This window comes from Octadecabacter sp. SW4 (assembly GCF_008065155.1).
GTDB lineage: Bacteria > Pseudomonadota > Alphaproteobacteria > Rhodobacterales > Rhodobacteraceae > SW4.
The window spans coordinates 97,141-116,130 of record NZ_CP042819.1 but is presented as its reverse complement, the minus strand read 5'-3'; the positions used below and the strand labels follow the sequence as shown (position 1 = coordinate 116,130).

Genomic DNA, 18,990 nt, shown 5'->3' with positions numbered 1-18,990 from the left:
CCTGTTCTTGGCCGCATCTAAACGCAATCAACGCCGCAGTGCCAGTCGTTTGGCCCGATCTGCGCGGGCCTCGCGCCAAACCATGAACAGGCCGGACCCAAGGATCAGGGCGATCCCCAGAATGGTGGTCAGGTCGGGCCATTCATCAAATATCGTGATCCCCCAGAACACTGCCATCGGCAAGCCGACATATTCAAACGGGGCAACCAGTGCGGCCTCACTCATGCGGTAGGCCTGCGAGATCGCAACGCCGCCAAAGGCCAGTGCCACGCCCAACAAGGAAAAGACCCATAGATCAGCGCCGTCGGGCCAGACCCACGGGCGCAGCAGGAACTGCAACGATACGCTGTCCTGATCGGCCAGTTGCCCGGCACCGAATGCCGCGCCCATGATCAAAGAGACCAAGACGAATGTGATCTGAATATAAAAGGTCAGCGCAACCGCGCTTTCAGTGCCCCCCATCCGCCGCGTCATCATGTGCAAGCCGCCGTAGGCCAGCGCGGCCGCAACGGGAAACAGCGCCGCCATCTGAAACGCATCCGTGCCCGGACGCACGATCACGATCACCCCGACCAGCCCCACGACAATGGCCGCCCAGCGCCACGGGCCGACCGTTTCACGCAGAAACACGATCGAAAAGATCGTGATCACCAGTGGGCTCAGGAAAAAGATCGCCGAGGCCTCGGCCAGCGGCATCGCCGCAAGTCCCAGAAAGAACAGCATATTGGCGCTTACGACGAACCCCGCACGGATCAGGTGCTGGCCCAGCTTTTGCGTGCGCAGGGTCGCGATGCCGCCCGAAAACGGCAGGATTACCACGAACAACACCAGCAATCCGACAAGCGCGCGGATCAGCACCAGTTGGTGCAACGCATAGCCGCCCGACAGGAACTTGATCGCCATATCGTTGACGGAAAAGCAGAACACCGCGAATGACGCGCAAAGCGCGCCGATCACGGGGGCGGGCAGACTGCGCAGGTAGGTCACTTGACCGCCCGTAATTCGCGTTCCAGCGCGTCAAGAAACCGCGACCGGTCTGCCTTGCCGAAAGCCTTGCCGCCGCCTTGGCGAAAGGGATCAGCGGCGCGGATATCGGCCATCAGATCACGGGTGGCAAGGATGTTGCCGATGTTGGCTTGGGTCAGGGCCTCGCCGTCATGCTTCAAGACGCGCGCGCCTGCCTCGACGCATTTTGCAGCCAATGGGATATCACCGGTGATCACCACATCGCCCGGCCCCGCACGGTCCGCGATCCACATATCGGCAACGTCCGGCCCATCAGGCACGATCACATTTTCGACCAGGGGGTTTTGCGAGGGACGCAAGCCGCCATTGCTGACGATGAACATCTTGATGCGGTGGCGGGTGCCGACCTTTTCGACCTCGGCCTTGACGGGGCAGGCATCGGCATCAACGTATATCACGAGTAAAGCGCCTCGGCGTGAAAGGCGATGTGATCCTCGATAAAGGTGGTGACAAAGAAGTAGCTGTGGTCATAACCCTTTTGCAGCCGCAGCTGGCCCGGTTGGCGCCGCGCAGCCATCGCATCGGCAAAGGCTTGGGTGCCCAGCAGATCCCAGAACTGATCGTCGGTGCCTGTGTCAATCAGCAGCGGGCCGTCAAATCCCACGTCCTGCATCAGCAAGGTCGCGTCATGCGGCCCCCAGTTCTTTTCGTCGCCCCAATAAGCCGCGAATTGTTTGCGGCCCCAATCGCTTTTGGTGGGGTTGCAGATTGGCGCAAAGGCCGACACCGAGCGGTACTGCCCCGGCAATCCCATTCCCAGCGTCAGCGCACCATGCCCGCCCATCGAATGCCCGGTGATTGACTGGCGGTCTTCGTCGATGGCGAAATTGGCTGTGATCACCTTGGGAAGCTCTTTGGCGACATAGTCCCACATCTGGAAGTGCGGTGCCCAGGGTTTCTGCGTGGCATTCACATAGAACCCGGCGCCCTGCCCCAGATCATAGGCATCGTCATCAGCGACCCCTTTGCCACGCGGCGAGGTGTCGGGGAAACACAGCGCAATCCCGTGTTCGGCGGCCCAGACCTGCGCCCCGGCCTTGGACATGGCGTTTTCATGTGTGCAGGTCAGGCCCGACAGATACCACAGCACCGGAACCGGCGTGTGCTCTGCCTCCTCGGGGAGGAACAGACCGAACGTCATATCGACACCGCAGACATCGGACGGGTGCGAATAGACGCCTTGTGTGCCACCAAAGCAGCGGTTTTCGGATATGGTTTTCATGGGGCTACTCCTTGGCGGCATAGACGGTCATGATCTCGTCCAGCGGTTTTTTCTGTTTGGCAATGGCGGGCACCGTGGCCGTATCGTCAGGGTGGCCCACGGCCAAAATCATGATCGGTTTTTCATTGTCGGGGCGATCACACAGATCGTTCAGAAACTTCATCGGGTTGGGCGTATGTGTCAGGCAGGACAGGCCCGCGGTGTGCAAGGCGGTAATCAGCATGCCGGTGGCGATGCCGACACTTTCGGGAACGTAGTAATGCTTGATCCGTTCGCCGTTCCTTTCACCCCAACGCTGGGCAAAGATCACGATCAGCCACGGGGCGATATCAAGGTGCGGTTTGTCGGCCCCGGTGCCAATCGGTTCCAGCGCCTTGAGCCAGGCATCACCCCCGCCGCCATCGTAGAATTTCACTTCTTCTTCTTCGGCAGCGGCGCGGATACGCGATTTCATCGCCCGATCGGAAATGGCCACGAAATGCCAAGGCTGCTGGTTTGCACCGCTGGGGGCTGTGCCTGCGGCCTGAATGCAGGTGGCAATCACCTCGGTCGGCACAGGCCGGTCGCAATAGTCACGGATCGTGTGGCGGGTCTTGATGTGGTCGTAAAAACCCTGCGCCGCCGCCAGCATCTGATCATCGGACATCTCGCGCCGGTCGGGCAGCGGCAGAGGCATGTAGGTGGGCGGCGTTTCGGTCATGGATTGCTCCGTTCACAGGTATTGGATCAGGGCGATGACGACTGACACCGTCAGCACGCTGGCCACTGTGGAAATCAGGATCGAGGCGGACACGCGATGCGGCGCGACCCCATAGTGCTGCGCCAGGATGTAGACATTGCCCGCCACTGGCAAGGCGGCAGCGGCGATCATTACCCCAGCCGCGTAGCCATCGACGGGAAACATGACAAGCGCGGCAAAGGCCACAGCGGCGGGGTGCAATACCAGTTTGGCGAACGACAGCCAGCCCGCGACAAACACCCGTTCCGCAGATTTCGTCGCCAATGACGCACCGATTGCAAACAGCGCACCGGGTGTCGCTGCGGCCCCAAGGATCGACAAGAACTGGTTGACAGGTGCAGGGATCGGCAGGGACAGGCCGGACACGATCAGCCCCAGCGTGATCGCGACGATCATCGGGTTTTTCAGCAACCCCAGCCCGACCGTGCGCAAGACGCCCCAGGACATGCGCCCATCGCGTGAACCGGTGATCAGGATCACGATCAGGCTGCCAAAGACGATCAGATCAACGGCCAGCACCATCATCACGGGACCGATGGCATTTTCGCCCAGCAAAAGCACCAGCATCGGGATGCCCAGAAAGCCCACGTTGCCGATCACGGCGCATTGTGCTTCGACGGCGGCCTCTTCGACGCCACGACTGCGCAACAGGGCCACGCCGGTCGCGACAAGATATATCGTCAGCGTTCCCCAGAGGTAGGCAAAGATGAATGGCCAGTCGATGATCGCGGCCAGTGACAGGTTCGCCGAGAAGCGGAACAACATCGCCGAGAGCGCAAAGTAGAAGACGAACTTGGTCAAATAAGCGGTCGCCTCGGGCGTGAAAAAGCCCGTGAGGCCCGCGCCATAGCCAAGGCCAATCAATGCGAAAAACGGCACTGTCTGAAGAAAGATGTCCCACATGCCAGTTGGTTAGCACGGCACTTGGGGCGCGACTATCCCGAACCGATCAAAACGCCCGCGGCGAATACCAGCGCCCCACCCAGCACCACCTGAAACGCCGCACGAAAGAACGGCGTTTGCATATAACGGTTCTGAATCCAGGCGATGGCCCACAATTCGACGAACACAACGATGATCGCGATAATGGTCGCGGTCCAGAAATCCGCGATCAGATAGGGCAGCGCGTGGCCCAGCCCGCCAACTGTCGTCATGATGCCCGACGCAAACCCGCGTTTCAGGGGCGACCCGCGCCCCGAGATTTGACCGTCATCAGACGCCGCTTCGGTAAAGCCCATGCTGATGCCAGCCCCAACCGATGCGGCAAGCCCCACAAGAAAGGTTGTCCATGTATCTTGCGTGGCAAACGCCACGGCAAAAATCGGTGCGAGGGTCGACACCGACCCGTCCATCAACCCCGCCAGACCGGGCTGCACCCACGTCAGGACGAACTGGCGATGGGCGGCGCTGGCTTCTTCGTCGCGGGCATCGCCATCGACATGCTGTTCCTCAAGCGCGCTGGCGGTTTGGGTATGGCCTGCCTCGGCTGCCGCCAAATCGCCCAACAGTTTGCGGGTATCGGCATCGCTCGTGGCGGCGGCAGCGGCGCGGTAAAAGCGTTCCGCGTCACGCTCCATCTGCGCGGCTTCTTCCCGGATACGGTCAATCCCAAGGTTTTCGATCAGCCAGACGGGGCGGCGGGCGTAGAAGCCCGACACATGCTCGCGCCGGATCAGCGGGATGACTTCGCCAAAGCGTTTGCTGTGCAGGTCGATCAAACGACGGCGATGCTCGTCTTCCTCGGACGCCATCCCGTCAAATACGGCTGCCGAAGCCGGAAACTCGGGCCGCAGCATCTCGGCGTAGCTGCGATAGATGCGCGCATCGTCCTCTTCGGATGAAATCGCAAGCGCAAGGATGTCTTGCTCGGACAGATCGCGAAAACGGCGGCGGGTTGAAATTCCGGGGATCATGGCTGCCTCATTTTTAGATTCATTCTAAAGTAACCCGGCAATATCAACCTGCAAGTTAAAAAAATGAACTGACCGGTTCACTTTTTCCTTGCGAAATGAACTGAATGGTTTAGCAATAACTGAACCGAATAGTTCACTTATGGAGAATCACATGAAAAGCGCCCTCTTTGCGGCTATTGCTGCCCTTACACTGTCCGCTGTCGCCCTTCCGGTTGCCGCTGACCCGTATTCCTTTCAGTTTCCCACGATGACCTTTGCTGATGAAATGACCACACCCCCCGCCTGCGATCCGGCCACTGCAACGCAGACCACCCCTTGCCCTTCGACGGGTCGCTAAGCCAAACGTCGTTACGGCATCACGCGCCATTCCGCTTGCCGAAACTGAACTCAACAGTTTATCCTTAGGCAATTCGGGAGGACGCGGATGCCGGACCGCAGCAATACCATCAAGAAGGGGCGCAAGTTCGATCAGGTGCTTACGGGCGCGACCGAGGTGTTTCTTGCCAGCGGGTTTGAAGGTGCAAGCGTCGATGACATCGCGCGTGCCGCTGGCGTATCCAAGGCCACGCTTTACAGCTACTTCCCTGACAAACGTCTGTTGTTCATGGAAGTCGCAAAGTGTGAATGCTGTCGCCAAGCCGACCTTGCGGTTGAGACAATCGACATGTCGGCGCCCGTAGCAAACGTGTTGCGCGCCGCCGCCGATCACATGATCGACTTTATCACTTCTGAATTCGGCCAGCGCATTTTCCGCATTTGCGTGGCTGAAAGTGATCGTTTCCCCGAACTGGGCCGCGAATTTTACAACAGCGGTCCGGCCCTGATCCGTGAAAGGCTGGTGGGCTATTTCGAACAGGCTGTCGCGCGGGGCGATTTGGTGATTGACGATTTGACCCTCGCCGCCGACCAGTTTCACGAGCTGTGCAAGGCCGATCTGTTCACGCGGTTGGTCTTTAACGTGTCCAGCAGTTTCACGGACGCCGAAAAGGACCGTATCGCACAGGGTGCCGTGACCACCTTTCTGGCCCGCTTTGGCGCCTAGGCAAGCGCGCCGATCTGCGACACGAAATTGCAGTTAGCCACGCAGTATGTTGGCAGGATTTCGAGATTCGAAGGCCCGCAAGACCTGCGGGCCAGCGCACCAGGATCATTCAGTAGAGAACGACAGATCGGATGCTTTCTCCTGCGTGCATCAGATCAAAACCCTTGTTGATATCCTCCAGCGGCATGGTGTGGGTGATCATCGGATCAATCTCGATCTTGCCCTCCATATACCAATCAACGATTTGCGGCACATCCGTGCGGCCGCGCGCGCCACCAAAGGCCGTGCCACGCCAGCTGCGCCCCGTGACCAGTTGGAACGGGCGTGTGCTGATCTCGGCACCGGCGGGGGCGACGCCGATGATGATGCTTTCGCCCCAGCCCTTGTGTGCGGATTCAAGTGCCGTGCGCATGACACCGACGTTGCCCGTCGCATCAAAGGTGTAATCCGCGCCGCCCTTTGTCAGGTTCACCAGATAGGCAACCAGATCGCCGTCCACGTCTGTGGGGTTCACGAAATCGGTCATGCCAAAACGGGTCGCCATTTCGACCTTGTCGGGGTTCAGGTCAACGCCGACGATCTGATCGGCACCGGCAAGACGCAGACCCTGCACCACGTTCAGGCCGATTCCGCCCAGTCCAAAGACAATCGCGCGGCTGCCAATTTCGACCTTGGCGGTGTTGATGACCGCGCCGATACCCGTCGTGACGCCGCAACCGATATAGCAAATCTTGTCAAACGGCGCATCCTCGCGCACCTTGGCCAGCGCGATTTCGGGCAGAACGGTGTAGTTCGAAAACGTCGAGCAACCCATGTAGTGCAAGATCGGATCACCATCGAGCGTGCTGAAACGGCTGGTGCCATCGGGCATCACCCCCTGCCCCTGGGTGCTGCGGATCGACTGGCACAGGTTCGTTTTCGGGTTCAGGCAGTATTCGCATTCACGGCATTCCGGCGTGTAAAGCGGAATCACATGATCGCCCTTTTTCAGGCTTTTCACGTCTGGACCCACGTCAACGACCACACCTGCGCCCTCATGGCCCAGAATCGCGGGAAACAGCCCTTCGGGATCAGCACCCGAAAGGGTAAATTCGTCCGTGTGGCAAATGCCTGTTGCCTTGATTTCAACCAGAACCTCGCCGGCGCGGGGGCCATCAAGGTTTACGTCCATGATTTCCAGCGGCTTGCCCGCTTGCGTGGCAACGGCAGCACGTGTGCGCATGTTTCTTTCCTCCCGTTTGATTGGCAGCAGGTTCCTTGAAACCACGGCCAAGTTCAACGCAGATTCTTGCCAATCGCGCTGGATAGGTCCAGAATACTGGTATGAAACGGTTTTTTCCATTTTTGCTGATGGCACTCGCGGCCTGCGAAGCGGCAGTGCTGGATGGTCGCGATCAGCGGATCATTCAGCCACAGATGCCGATTATCGGCGATGATACCTGTGGCGCGGCTCCGCATGCCGCACTGATCGGGCAGGACGCGACCGCACTCGAGCGGGTGTTGATTATGCGTGCTGTGCGCGTGATCCGCCCGGGCATGGCCGTGACAATGGATTACAGCGCCGCGCGGATCAATTTCGACATCTCGGAAAGTCAGCGCATTGAACGGATTTGGTGCGGTTAAAAGAAAACCCCCACGCATATGCGCAGGGGTTCCTTAGGCATTGCGAGGTCCTGACACCACGTACTGGGTGGGGGCTGTTGCCGCAGCATCAGGACCATTTCGCTTATTCCCAGCTAGAGTTTGAATCCGGCAAATTCTGGGCAAATGCGCGGCCATTTCGCGATCAACGCAGCCGCATGACAGCAATTACTTGATTTGCGCGCCATTGCGCGCAACTCTCTCGCTATGACAGTGCAAAACATCACGCCGTTCGGGGCCGCTATGCCCGAACAAATCGCGTTTCACCGCACCGAATTGGGGCCGATACTGGGGCTTTATGGCCGGATGGTCGCCGCTGGCGAATGGCGCGATTACGGGATTTCCTGCTTGCGCGATGTAGCCGTGTTTTCCGTCTTTCGCCGCACTGCCGAAAACCCGATCTACCGGATCGAAAAGCGCCCCCGCCTGCGTCTGAAACAGGGGCAATATGCGGTTGTGGGGATGGACGGGCAAATCCTGAAGCGCGGCAACGACCTGAAACAGGTGTTGCGGGTGCTGGAACGCAAGCTGATCCGCGCCGTGCAATGATTACAGGCGTTTGCGCGCCGTCACATCGCCGTCACCCTGCGCCCTGATCCGCAAGATGGCCGCCGCGACCGGTTCATAGGCCACTGCCATATGATGCGCGTTCGCGTGCAGCAGCGTATCACCATCCACCATCATCCCCACGTGCCCTTTCCAGAACAACAGGTCGCCCCGCTGCAATGGGGCATCTGGCGCGATATCGCGGCCAAGCGCGGCACACTGCATGTCGCTATCGCCCGGGCAGGGGATGTCGCAGGCGCGCAGGGCGGCCTGCACAAGACCGGAACAGTCGATCCCAAGCGTGCTGTTGCCACCCCAAAGATAGGGCGCGCCAAAGTGCATCTGCGCGACAGTCGCCGGATCGGTAAACGGTTGCGCCATTGGCCGCAGGTGCTTTTTCGGGATGAACCCTAGGGACGTTTCGAAAAACTTTGGCCGCTCGTCCAAAACCCGGACCTGCGCCCCGAACGGCAGATGCATCAGGTTCAGTGATTTAAAGCTGTCGACCTCGTATATGTGGGTCGCCGGGGTGGCGATGCGGTGGCTGACGTTAACCGGATCACCCAGCGCATAGCCCGGCACATAACCGACATAGCCATCACGCCCCGATTGCACAAAGCACCAGCCCTCGCGGTCCTCGAACACCGTGACGGGGGTGCCAAGCAGCAGTTGCCGGTCGCGCGCGCCCTGCGGGGCTGCGTGCAAATCCACCACCGGAAGCACCACGCTTTGCGGCCAGCCATCGACAAAGCAGGCGGCATCGACCTGGCCCTTGAGCGCGGTTGCAGCTACGCGATCATTTGCTGGGGTCAGACGCCGATCCATCACAGGCCCATGATATCCGGCAAGGCCTGCAACAGTGTCCGCGTCCCCTGCCCGACCCCGCCTTTGGGGCGGGCGGGCGCAGCGGTGGGTTGCCAGCCATAGATATCGAAATGGGTGTAGGGGGCGGCGCTGACGAACCGGCGCAGGAACAGGGCTGCAGTGGTCGCCCCGGCGAAACCGCCCTTGGGTGCGTTGTCCAGATCGGCCACGCCCGGTTCGATCATCGCTTCGTAGGGATCGTGAAAGGGCATCCGCCAGACCGGATCGGCAACCGCACGCGCTGCGGTTGTCAAGGCGTCGGCCAGGTCATCATCATCCGTAAAGAACGGCGCGATATCGGGGCCAACGGCCACCCGAGCGGCCCCTGTCAACGTCGCCATAGAGATGATCTGATCAGGGCTGTCTTCATCCGCATAGGCCAGCGCATCGGCCAGCACCAACCGCCCCTCGGCATCGGTGTTGTTGATTTCAACGGTTAACCCCTTACGGCTGGTCAGGATGTCCTGCGGGCGAAAGGCATTGCCGCCAATGCTATTTTCAACGGCCGGGATCAGCACGCGCAACTGCACTTTCAGGCCCAGCGCCATGATCATATGCGCAAGGCCCAGTACGGCTGCCGCCCCGCCCATGTCCTTTTTCATCAGGCCCATCGACGCGCCCGGCTTGATGTTCAGCCCGCCAGTATCAAAACACACGCCCTTGCCGACCAGCGTCAGTTTCGGCCCTGCCTTGCCGCAGCGCAGATCAATCAGGCGCGGGGCGCGGTCAGCGGCGCGTCCAACCGCATGGATCATCGGAAAATTGGCTGCAAGCAGGTCATCGCCCGTGGTGACGGCAACGGTCGCCCCGTGGGTTTGCGCCAGATCACGCGCGGCACCTTCAAGGTCGTCGGGCCCCATGTCACAGGCCGGCGTATTAATCAGATCACGGGTCAGACATTCGCCGGCAGCGATGATTTCAAGGCGTGCCGCGTCAACACCTTCGGGGGCGACAAGCAGCGCCGCCATCGGTTTTTGCGTGGCATATCGGTCAAAGCGATAGCTTTCGAGCAAATAGCCCAGCGCGGCCTCCTCAAGGGCGGCGGGCTTCAACCCCCGGGACAGGCGATAGGTGCCTTTTGGTAGCTTGCGCAAACCTGTGGCCGCAAGAAAACGCCCGCGTTTTTGTGCATCTGCGGTGCCCAACCCGATCACCGCCGCAGCCACGCCGCCATCGGCATTTGGCAAGACCAGACATTCGCCCGCACCGCCCTGAAACCCGTTGGCGCGCGCCCAGTTTGTCTGCGCGTTGGGCAATGTATCCAACGCATCATCGATGCCGTCAGGGTCGCAGGCGATCAACGGGATCGCGTCAGATCGAGGGGCGGCAAATTTCGGGGTGAACATGATCAAGGCTCCGGCACTGGTGCCGCGACTTTATCGGGTTGTGCCCCGCCCGCAAGGGGGCGCTGCGACAGGGATCATGCCCCCTGATCCTGCATATTTCCTACCTCGAACAAGGCAACGTCTGCGATACGGGTCAGGCGGGCTACGGTTGCGGCAACAGCCATATCATCGCTGTTGCGCACGGAAATCACAACATCGCGCGCCACTTTGGCAAGCAGCGGAAGGCCGATGCAATCGCCAAGGTCCACGACCGATCTGGCGCGTGTCGCCAGCCCCTCAAAGTCGCAGGCGTTGTGGAAGTCGCAAATCCGACGCATGTGCCGCGTCAGATCTTCGAGCTTGAGGCAAATCGCTTCCTCGGCGCCGATTTCGCCCAAGGCGTCAACCATCTGCGCAATCGGCACAGGATCGACCCGCAGCGTATCGCGCGGACGCAGCACATAGACCTGTGCACCGTTGGGCGCGTTGAGGGGCGGATCATGTATCATGCGGCGGTTCTAGCGGGTCATGGTTCCCAACCGGTTTATACGCGGCGCAAAAATTGCTCGAAATTCTGGAAAATCCAGCCTATTCATGCAGACAAATCAGGAAGACACATATGAAATTCGCCAAACCCCTGCCCGATTACCTTGTGAAACGCTATCACGGATGGAAGGCCACATCATTTAGCGACAACCGCAGCTGGTATCGCCATCTTGCCGAGATGGGCCAGCATCCGCGCGCAATGGTCGTTTCGTGTTGCGACAGCCGCGTGCACGTCACATCAATCTTTGGCGCGGATCAGGGTGAATTTTTCATCCACCGCAACATCGCCAACCTGATCCCGGAATATACGCCGGACGGGGATCATCACGGCACATCTGCAGCGATTGAATATGCCGTTGGCACACTCAAGGTGGCGCATCTGATCGTGCTGGGCCATTCCAACTGTGGTGGCGTGCAAGGCTGTTACGACATGTGCTCGGGTCACGCGCCGGAGCTGGAGAAATCGACCAGTTTCGTCGGGCGTTGGATGGATATTCTGCGCCCCGGGTTTGATCGCCTGGACAAGGGCGATGACGTCGCGCGGATTCGTCAGCTTGAAAAGGAATCCGTGCTGGTGTCGTTGGAAAACCTGATGACCTTTCCCTTTGTTCAGGCGGCGATAGATGACGGCATGTTGTCGCTGCATGGCATGTGGACGGATATCGGCGAAGGCGGTCTGGAAGCCTATGATCCCGTTTCTGACGGTTTTGTTCAGGTATAGCATTTACTTTCCTGTGAGGGATGCTAACTCACCCCAAGTCAACTTGGAGTGAGACATTGGCCGAAATTTTCGACCTTGCCGCAACAAACCTGCTGTCCCCCGTCATCCTGTTTTTCATACTTGGTCTGGCCGCCGCCTTGGCCCGATCTGATCTGTCGATCCCCGAAGCCGTAGCCAAGGGCCTGTCGCTCTATCTGCTGTTTGCAATCGGGTTCAAGGGCGGCGCAAGCGTTGCGGCGCACGGTGTCGATGCGCGCCTGCTGGCCAGCCTTGGCGCGGGGCTGCTCCTGTCGTTCGCATTACCCTTCGTCGCGTTCGGATTGCTGCGGGTGATGACGAACCTCAACCGGCTTGATGCGGCGGCGGTCGCGGCCCACTACGGGTCGATTTCGATTGTGACCTTTGTTGCCGCCTCATCGGTTCTTGAGGGGCGTATGATTGACGCCGAAGGCTATATGGTGGCCGTGGCCGCCGCGATGGAAGCGCCCGCGATCCTGTCGGCCCTTTGGCTGGTCGCACGGGGTGCCCCGGATGACGAGCGGATGGACGCAACCTTGCTGCGTGAAATCCTGCTGAACGGGTCCATCGTGTTGCTGGTCGGATCGTTCGCGATCGGTGCGATCACGGGGCAGGACGGGCTGGACGACATTTCCAGCTTTATCGTCGCACCCTTTCTCGGCGTGCTTTGCCTGTTCCTACTGGACATGGGTCTTGTGGCGGGGCGGGGCCTGCGCGCAGTGCGCGGCCAGCTGAGCTTTGGGACGGTGGCTTTCGCGATGCTGATGCCGCTGGTCGGATCAACGCTGGGTCTTGGCTTTGGGCTGCTGATCGGGCTGTCCGCGGGTGGCGTTGCGCTGCTGATGGTCCTATCGGCCTCCGCAAGTTATATCGCCGTGCCCGCCGCGATGCGCGTCGCCCTGCCCGAGGCGAACCCGTCGATCTATCTGACGCTTTCGCTGGGTGTTACATTCCCGTTCAACCTTACCATTGGCATTCCGCTTTATGTGGCGGTGGCCAGCGCAATCGTGGGGGTCAAATGATGGAAACGCACAAGGCAAAACGTGTCGCGATCATTATCGAAGCACCGATGGAGCGCCGATTGACCGATGCGCTGAATGACGTAGGCGTGCAGGGTTATTCCATCCTGCCCGTGCTGGGCGGATCGGGCCGATCGGGGCAGTGGTCGCGCGAGGGGCAAGTCGGCCGATCCGGCATGATGCAGGTTGTCTGCATTATCAGGCCGGAACGTCTGGATGATTTGCTTGAAGCGGCGTTCAAGGTGGTCGAGCGGCATATGGGTGTCGTGACGGTCAGCGATTGCGAAGTGCTGCGGGCCGAGCGGTTTTAACGCACGCCCCGCAGCGGGTCGCAACTATTGCAACACATATCCCGTGGGCCACGTCAGGCTGCTTTCCAGCGTGATTTCCTGTTCGCCGCCCGCGCCCAGATCAAACTGCCATTCCAGCACGCCGCGCCGCCCTTCGGGGTCTTCCACGGTGACGGGCAGGCTTGCGGTGTAATCGACCTCAAGATCGTCCTGATCGGAATAATAGGTGCGGTCGCGCAGGCGGATCGGCCAGCTTTCACCGGTCAGGTTTTCAACCGTGATCACGGCAGTTTCCGTTTGCTGGTTGCTGCGAGAAATGACGCCGATATCACCCTCGGTCCGGTTGGGCACGATGCGGGTCAGGCGGATCCCGTCGATCACACCAAAGCCGATTTTCGTGTCGTCACCAGCGGCGACCAGCGGCAGATCGGTAAAGCCAACAAGGCTGCCATCAGCGATTAGCAACGCCTCACCGGGAAGCAAAACCTCGCCCGTGGTGTTGGTGATCTCCGCGACCATATAGGCGCTGTCGTCGCGCAGCGGCGTGGCGGCGGCCCAGATTTCGGGCGTGACGGATTGGGTGTCCAGCGTCAGGCGCAGATCGTCCACACCGTCACGGATCGTGACTTCGCCGCCGTAGGTATAGGTGACGTTTGCACCCTGCATGTCGGTGGTCATGCCTATTTCTTCCATGATGACCATCGGTGCCATTTCCATAACCGGTTCGGACATACCACCAAACGCGCTGACGCTTTGATCCCGCTCGCGTTCCAACTCATCCTCGCTGATGATCCGGCGCGGGATCCCGTAAACTTCGCCCGCTTGGCTTTGTTCGCCCGGGCGGGCGGTCGAGAGGGTCAGCGCCACACCGTCCCAGTCTTCGCCGCTGTATTGCGTAACCAAAACGTTGCGATCAATTTCCAGCGTCGGTGTCTCTCCACGGGTCAGGCGCAGATCATAGGTCGGTCGCCAGTAAGCCTCGCCAACGATCGTGGAAATATCCAGCATGACAGGCCCGTCCGCATCGGTCTGCACCGTCACGGTCAGCACGGCACCTTGATCAACGGGCGCAGTCAGCGCGGCCAGGGCCTGACGTGCCTTTTCCAGCAGTTCGGCATCATCAGCGCGGGCGCGCAGGGCAGCCTGGGCCTCCACCTCGGCCTCAAGCGCGGCTTGGCGTGCCGCGAGGACCTCGGTGCCAACCAGTTGCGCCAGCGCGCGGATATCGTCGGGGGATGCGGCGGCAAGACCATCTTGATTGCCAAGCCCACGCAGGAACGCGACCTGTTCTTCGGCAGCGGCAACCGCCAAGCGAATCATTGAGATATTCGTGTCATGGTCACGCAAGACCTGCTCAAGGCGTTCAACTTCGGCCTCGGCGGCTTCGACTTCGGCGCTGGAGGTGTCATCGGTCACAGGCTGGCGACCAGTGGCGAGGGATACGGCCCCGATCCGCACATCGTCTGATGGGGTCACGCGCAGGTTCTCCGCCCGCGTGCGAACAGGCAGGTCGGGAACCAGAATTTCATGGGTGCCCGCGAGCAGATCAACGGTGACTTGGCGCACCACTGTCGCCCCTTCGGGGTAGATCGTTACGGCGGTGATATCTGCGGGGGCCTCAACACGGTCGGCCAACGCAGGGGTGGCAGCGATCAAGGCAACAAGGCTGGTAGCAAGAATGGGGCGCAACATGAGATACTCCTTAAGGTGCGTGTGCATGAAAGTATGACGCGCGCCAGAGTGCAATCCTTGGCAGTTGAGAAAAAATCAGCCTGCGGAAAGCCCCGTCTACTCAGGCACTGTCTGGTGCTTGGTATGGTCGCAAGTTTGGCACCCACCGCGGGACTGCAACTTTGTAGTGCAGGTATACGCTGCCAAAGCGCCGTTCAAGTGCGGGCTCTTCCGAGAAGATAAAATAGACGGTATTGAGACCAAAAAAGACAACCGCCCAACCCAGCAGGGCGAGGCTGTTCAATACAGTAGCCTCGGCGATGATGAAAACCATGACGGACGTCAGCATCGGGTTCCGGACATAGCGGTATGGGCCGCTGACCACGAGTTTTGTTGGCGGGTCCCAGGGCGCTGGCGTTCCTTTGCCCTGATCAACGAAAAGCCGCATGGTCGTGGCCGCCAGCGCAAGCGCTGGAACGGCCAGAATTACGGCAACGCTCCACGCTACGACGCCGCCGACAGGACCGCCGAACGGCCAGCCACCTGTGAGGTAGTGAATCAACAGCGGCACATAGACCAAAACAGTGCCCGGCAGGATCAAGACGGTTTTTGTGACTCTCCAAAACATTAAGTCAGTCTATCACATCGGGTCAGCGGCGACATCTTCGTTTCCGGCCATGCTTATGCGCGTGGTCGGAAACGATGAGGGTTGAGCTAGCCCTTTTTCAGCACTTTCACGCCCAGAAGTTCTGCAATCTGCACCGCGTTCAGGGCAGCACCCTTGCGCAGGTTGTCACTGACACACCAGAGGTTCAGGCCGTTGTCGATCGTGCTGTCCTGACGGATGCGGCTGACAAACGTGGCAAAGTCGCCGACGCATTCGATCGGGGTGACGTAGCCACCGTCCTCGCGCTTATCGATCACCATGATGCCGGGGGCTTCGCGCAGGATGTCGCGGGCTTCATCTTCGTCAAGAAATTCCTCGAATTCGATGTTGATGGATTCTGAATGGCCGACAAAGACCGGCACCCGCACACAGGTGGCCGTGACCTTGATCGCCGGATCGACGATCTTTTTGGTCTCGGCGACCATCTTCCATTCTTCCTTGGTATCGCCGCTGTCCATGAACACGTCGATATGCGGAATTACGTTAAAGGCGATCTGCTTGGGGTAGACGCTGGGCGCGACTTCCTGACCAGGGACATAAACGCCCTTGGTCTGGTTCCACAACTCGTCAATCGCTTCTTTGCCACTGCCCGACACGGACTGATAGGTCGACACCACGACGCGCTTGATCTTGGCGCGATCATGCAGGGGTTTGAGGGCCACAACCATCTGCGCGGTGGAGCAGTTGGGGTTGGCGATAATATTCTTTTTGGCATAGCCATGAATCGCATCGGCGTTCACTTCGGGCACGATCAGCGGCACATCCGGGTCATAGCGGTAAAGCGACGAGTTATCGATCACGACACAGCCCGCCTTGGCGGCCTTGGGGGCATAGACCTTGGTTGCGTCGGATCCGACAGCGAACAGGGCCATATCCCAACCTGTGAAATCAAAGGTATCAAGGTCTTGGGTTTTCAGGGTTTTGTCGCCATACGAAACTTCGGTGCCCAGCGATTTGCGGCTGGCCAGCACGGCAACCTCATCGGCGGGAAACTGGCGCTCGGCCAGAATGTTCAGCATTTCGCGGCCCACGTTACCTGTGGCACCGACAACGACGACTCTATAGCCCATCTTTATGGCTCCTTGGTTTAACCGCGTGCTGCATAGCGGCATTGGCGACCAAGGGGAAGGGGCGACTAGTCGGTGCGATCGGCGCTAAAGATATAGATCACCAGGCCCGCACAAATCAGCAGCCCATAGAACAGGAAAATCGTCTGATAGGCCGTGCCGGCCCCCGCGTCTGACGACACATCGTAAATGCGCCCGGTGACGAACTGCATCAAGCCGACACCGCCGATGCCAAAAAGGTTCATCAAGGTCACGCCCCGCCCCGTCAGATGTGTGGGAAAGAACGCGCGCCCATGCGCGATCAGCACCGGAAAGGACGCGCCAAAAAGGCCGATCACGCCCAGCAAAACGGCGGAATACCAAATAGACGTGCCGGGAATGGCAAACAGGGCGAAACAACCCAGCGCGCCAATGGCATTGCCGCCAAAAACCACCCATTTGCGGGTTTTCAGCAGGCGGTCCATCGGCCCGTAAAGGAAATTCCCCGCGACCATCGCCAGCCCCATGATCAGTGTGACCTGCCCGATACGGATCGCATCCGCGCCGAATACATCCGCCGCATATGGCCCCGCCCAAAGCCCGCGCAGACCAGCCGAAGGGGCATAATTGACGAACATCATCGGAAAAATCAGCCACAACGCCGGAATTTTCAGCAGATCAAGGACCGAGCCTTTTTGATCGTGCTGCACCTTTTCGGGGTCGCTGACCGTGACGTAGATCAGCGCTGCAACAACCAACGTCACGGCGGCCAATCCAAACAGGGTTTCGCGCCAGCCAAAAACCTCGGCCGCCCAAGCCATTGGTGCGGAACTTGCGATATTCCCAAGCGAGCCAAACCCGATCACGGCACCGGCCAGTGTCGCGAAAACAGCAACCGGATAGACCCGCGCAAAGATATAATAGGATGCCATCAGAACGGGCGAACAGCCGATGCCGATCAGCACCATCGCGATGGAAATATGCGCGGGCGTGGTTGCCAAGGCAAAGACCAGCGCGCCACCTGCACCGCCCAGCGCGAACAGACCCGCCGCGGTGCGCCGTGGCCCAATGCTATCGAGCGCGGCGCCGACCGGAATCTGCATCGCCGCAAACACCAGGAACCACAGGCCGGACGCCTGCGCGAGGTCTTCGGGGGTGGCCCCGATGTCTGCCTTCAACGCAGGCGCAAGAACCGCCAAGAAGGCGCGATAAAACTGGCTGAGCACATAGGCCAGCACAAGAACGACGATACCCAGACGCATTGTATTCCCCCTTGTGGCCAGCTTTGTCACTGGCGACGAAGGGGTGCAAGCTACATCGCGCGGCTGTGGCGGCCCTCGGGCATGACATAGCCGTCAAGTTCCTGCGCTGCGATCCGCGCGATCAGGCGCGCGCTTTCGGTGATGCGGATGACGTCACCGCGCGTTTCGACAAATTCGCCAAGTCGGTCGCGCAGGGCCTGGGTGCGTTCGCGCAGGGCGGTAATGGGTTCGTTGAATCTGTCGGACAGTTCAGCAAGGTCAAGTTCGAACCGGCACATGATCATCTCGATCATTGCGGCGCGCAATTGGTCTTCGTCGGTCATTGTATGGCCACGCTCGGTCGCAAGGTGGCCGTCCTCAATCGCCTTGGCGTATTTCGACGAGGCCGACAGGTTTTGCGCATAGCCTTGCGGATAACGCGATATGGCAGATGCCCCCATGCCGATCAGCACATCAGAGTTGTCATCTGTATACCCCTGAAAATTACGCCGCATGGTTTTGGTGCGGTCGGCATCGGCAAGGCTGTCGCCCTCGCGGGCGTAATGATCAATACCGATCTCGCGGTAGCCGTCCCATTTGAACAGACGGCGTGCGGTATCGAACAACTCCAAACGTTCTTCGGCGTCAGGCAGCGCATCAGCGGGAATCATGACCTGCCGTTTCGCCATCCACGGCACATGCGCATAACCATAAAGCGCAACGCGATCGGGCGTCAGTGACAGAACCTTTTGCACACTGTCGGTCATGCGCGATTTGGTCTGGTGCGGCAGGCCATACAAAACATCCATGTTCAGACTGTTGACCCCAGCCCGACGCAGCATGTCGACCACGTCATTGGTCAGGTCGAAACTTTGGATACGGCCGATTGATTCCTGTACCAGCGGGTCGAAATCCTGCACACCGATGCTGGCACGGGTCATGCCGATATCCATCAATGCATCAACGCGCGCCTGATCGACTTCGGTGGGGTCAATTTCGACCGAGAATTGCAAGTTGTCAGCCTCGGTACGCAATCCACGCAGCGAGTCGCCCAGTGCAAGTAGCATATGCGGTGGAAGCAACGTGGGCGTCCCGCCACCAAGGTGGACTTGGCTGATCACAACGTCCTGCGGCAGCTGCGCGTCGATCAGCGCGAGCTCGTCCTTGAGTTGTTGCAGATAAGGGACCAGCGGGCGGTCTGTCGTGGTGCCCTGGGTGCGGCACGCACAGAACCAGCACAGCCGACGGCAATAGGGAATATGCACATAAAGCGACACACGCGCCCCCGGTTTGATCGACCTGATCCACGCGGCGGTGGTTTCCGGTGTCACATCGTTGGCGAAATGGTTTGCCGGTGGATAACTTGTGTAACGCGGTGCCCTCGCGTCAAATAAACCCAGTTCGCGAAGCCGGCTAACAGAAGGCATTGCATTTCCTCTGAAAAAATGAGTTA

22 protein-coding genes are annotated in these 18,990 nt (G+C 59.8%); 7 read left to right on the top strand and 15 right to left on the bottom strand.

Translation table 11 applies throughout. From position 1 onward, the window contains the following. Positions 1-27: 27 nt before the first annotated feature. From FTO60_RS00560 to mbfA, 6 genes are read right to left on the bottom strand one after another with little or no spacing between them, the layout of a single operon-like run. Positions 28-987, bottom strand: a complete 960-nt coding sequence (locus tag FTO60_RS00560; RefSeq protein ID WP_302849696.1) for a DMT family transporter — start codon at positions 985-987, stop codon at positions 28-30. Beyond that, a complete protein-coding gene (locus FTO60_RS00555) occupies positions 984-1,424 on the bottom strand; it encodes a YaiI/YqxD family protein (protein WP_148054137.1) in 441 nt (146 codons plus the stop codon). The genes FTO60_RS00560 and FTO60_RS00555 overlap by 4 nt, the downstream gene beginning before the upstream one ends. Next, positions 1,421-2,248, bottom strand: coding sequence for an S-formylglutathione hydrolase (gene fghA / locus FTO60_RS00550; RefSeq protein ID WP_148054136.1), 828 nt, complete (start codon positions 2,246-2,248; stop codon positions 1,421-1,423). Before fghA ends, FTO60_RS00555 begins: the two co-directional genes overlap by 4 nt. A 4-nt stretch (positions 2,249-2,252) precedes the next feature. Next, the gene (locus FTO60_RS00545; RefSeq protein ID WP_148054135.1) at positions 2,253-2,948 is read right to left on the bottom strand and encodes a nitroreductase family protein; all 696 of its coding nucleotides are present in this window, start codon (positions 2,946-2,948) and stop codon (positions 2,253-2,255) included. A gap of 12 nt (positions 2,949-2,960) precedes the next feature. Further along, positions 2,961-3,890, bottom strand: coding sequence for an AEC family transporter (locus tag FTO60_RS00540; protein WP_148054134.1), 930 nt, complete (start codon positions 3,888-3,890; stop codon positions 2,961-2,963). 32 nt (positions 3,891-3,922) lie between these two features. Further along, on the bottom strand, positions 3,923-4,900 hold the full coding sequence (gene mbfA / locus FTO60_RS00535) for an iron exporter MbfA (RefSeq protein WP_148054133.1): 978 nt from the start codon (positions 4,898-4,900) through the stop codon (positions 3,923-3,925). A gap of 151 nt (positions 4,901-5,051) precedes the next feature. Here mbfA and FTO60_RS00530 point away from each other — a divergent pair, with 151 nt between their 5' ends. Together FTO60_RS00530 and FTO60_RS00525 are read left to right on the top strand one after the other, a co-directional pair. Further along, positions 5,052-5,237, top strand: a complete 186-nt coding sequence (locus tag FTO60_RS00530; RefSeq protein ID WP_148054132.1) for a hypothetical protein — start codon at positions 5,052-5,054, stop codon at positions 5,235-5,237. A gap of 87 nt (positions 5,238-5,324) precedes the next feature. Beyond that, positions 5,325-5,942 (top strand): TetR/AcrR family transcriptional regulator, encoded by a 618-nt coding sequence (locus tag FTO60_RS00525; RefSeq protein ID WP_148054131.1) that lies wholly within the window; start codon positions 5,325-5,327, stop codon positions 5,940-5,942. 109 nt (positions 5,943-6,051) lie between these two features. Here FTO60_RS00525 and FTO60_RS00520 read toward each other — a convergent pair whose 3' ends face one another. Next, complete coding sequence (locus FTO60_RS00520) at positions 6,052-7,164, bottom strand: S-(hydroxymethyl)glutathione dehydrogenase/class III alcohol dehydrogenase (protein ID WP_148054130.1); 1,113 nt, start codon at positions 7,162-7,164, stop codon at positions 6,052-6,054. 101 nt (positions 7,165-7,265) lie between these two features. Between FTO60_RS00520 and FTO60_RS00515 the strand changes: the two genes are divergently transcribed. Next, positions 7,266-7,565, top strand: a complete 300-nt coding sequence (locus tag FTO60_RS00515; RefSeq protein ID WP_148054129.1) for an I78 family peptidase inhibitor — start codon at positions 7,266-7,268, stop codon at positions 7,563-7,565. Positions 7,566-7,790: 225 nt separating this feature from the next. Next, positions 7,791-8,132, top strand: coding sequence for a DUF2794 domain-containing protein (locus tag FTO60_RS00510; protein WP_148054128.1), 342 nt, complete (start codon positions 7,791-7,793; stop codon positions 8,130-8,132). Here the strand turns inward: FTO60_RS00510 and FTO60_RS00505 are convergent, their stop codons facing one another. From FTO60_RS00505 to FTO60_RS00495, 3 genes are all read right to left on the bottom strand, one after another. Continuing rightward, complete coding sequence (locus tag FTO60_RS00505) at positions 8,133-8,957, bottom strand: C40 family peptidase (protein ID WP_172623767.1); 825 nt, start codon at positions 8,955-8,957, stop codon at positions 8,133-8,135. Then, positions 8,954-10,339 carry a M17 family metallopeptidase gene (locus FTO60_RS00500; RefSeq protein WP_148054126.1) on the bottom strand — a complete coding sequence of 462 codons (1,386 nt, stop codon included), beginning with the start codon at positions 10,337-10,339 and terminating at the stop codon, positions 8,954-8,956. Before FTO60_RS00500 ends, FTO60_RS00505 begins: the two co-directional genes overlap by 4 nt. A 74-nt stretch (positions 10,340-10,413) precedes the next feature. Further along, the gene (locus tag FTO60_RS00495) at positions 10,414-10,827 is read right to left on the bottom strand and encodes a hypothetical protein (RefSeq protein ID WP_148054125.1); all 414 of its coding nucleotides are present in this window, start codon (positions 10,825-10,827) and stop codon (positions 10,414-10,416) included. 110 nt (positions 10,828-10,937) lie between these two features. On the opposite strand from FTO60_RS00495, the gene FTO60_RS00490 reads away from it, so the two are divergent. From FTO60_RS00490 to FTO60_RS00480, 3 genes are read left to right on the top strand one after another with little or no spacing between them, the layout of a single operon-like run. Beyond that, a complete protein-coding gene (locus FTO60_RS00490; RefSeq protein WP_148054124.1) occupies positions 10,938-11,585 on the top strand; it encodes a carbonic anhydrase in 648 nt (215 codons plus the stop codon). 56 nt (positions 11,586-11,641) lie between these two features. Next, complete coding sequence (locus FTO60_RS00485) at positions 11,642-12,625, top strand: sodium-dependent bicarbonate transport family permease (protein ID WP_148054123.1); 984 nt, start codon at positions 11,642-11,644, stop codon at positions 12,623-12,625. After that, the gene (locus FTO60_RS00480; RefSeq protein WP_148056994.1) at positions 12,625-12,933 is read left to right on the top strand and encodes a transcriptional regulator; all 309 of its coding nucleotides are present in this window, start codon (positions 12,625-12,627) and stop codon (positions 12,931-12,933) included. Before FTO60_RS00485 ends, FTO60_RS00480 begins: the two co-directional genes overlap by 1 nt. Before the next feature lie 24 nt (positions 12,934-12,957). Here FTO60_RS00480 and FTO60_RS00475 read toward each other — a convergent pair whose 3' ends face one another. The 5 genes from FTO60_RS00475 to hemN all read right to left on the bottom strand — a co-directional run bounded on the left by FTO60_RS00475 (position 12,958) and on the right by hemN (position 18,964). After that, the gene (locus FTO60_RS00475) at positions 12,958-14,604 is read right to left on the bottom strand and encodes a DUF4139 domain-containing protein (protein ID WP_148054122.1); all 1,647 of its coding nucleotides are present in this window, start codon (positions 14,602-14,604) and stop codon (positions 12,958-12,960) included. A gap of 100 nt (positions 14,605-14,704) precedes the next feature. After that, on the bottom strand, positions 14,705-15,184 hold the full coding sequence (locus FTO60_RS00470) for an isoprenylcysteine carboxylmethyltransferase family protein (protein WP_172623766.1): 480 nt from the start codon (positions 15,182-15,184) through the stop codon (positions 14,705-14,707). Between the two features lie 113 nt (positions 15,185-15,297). Continuing rightward, positions 15,298-16,320, bottom strand: coding sequence for an aspartate-semialdehyde dehydrogenase (locus tag FTO60_RS00465; RefSeq protein ID WP_148054120.1), 1,023 nt, complete (start codon positions 16,318-16,320; stop codon positions 15,298-15,300). Between the two features lie 65 nt (positions 16,321-16,385). Beyond that, positions 16,386-17,558 (bottom strand): MFS transporter, encoded by a 1,173-nt coding sequence (locus FTO60_RS00460; RefSeq protein WP_148054119.1) that lies wholly within the window; start codon positions 17,556-17,558, stop codon positions 16,386-16,388. Positions 17,559-17,608: 50 nt separating this feature from the next. Beyond that, a complete protein-coding gene (hemN, locus tag FTO60_RS00455) occupies positions 17,609-18,964 on the bottom strand; it encodes an oxygen-independent coproporphyrinogen III oxidase (RefSeq protein ID WP_148054118.1) in 1,356 nt (451 codons plus the stop codon). Positions 18,965-18,990 lie beyond the last annotated feature (26 nt).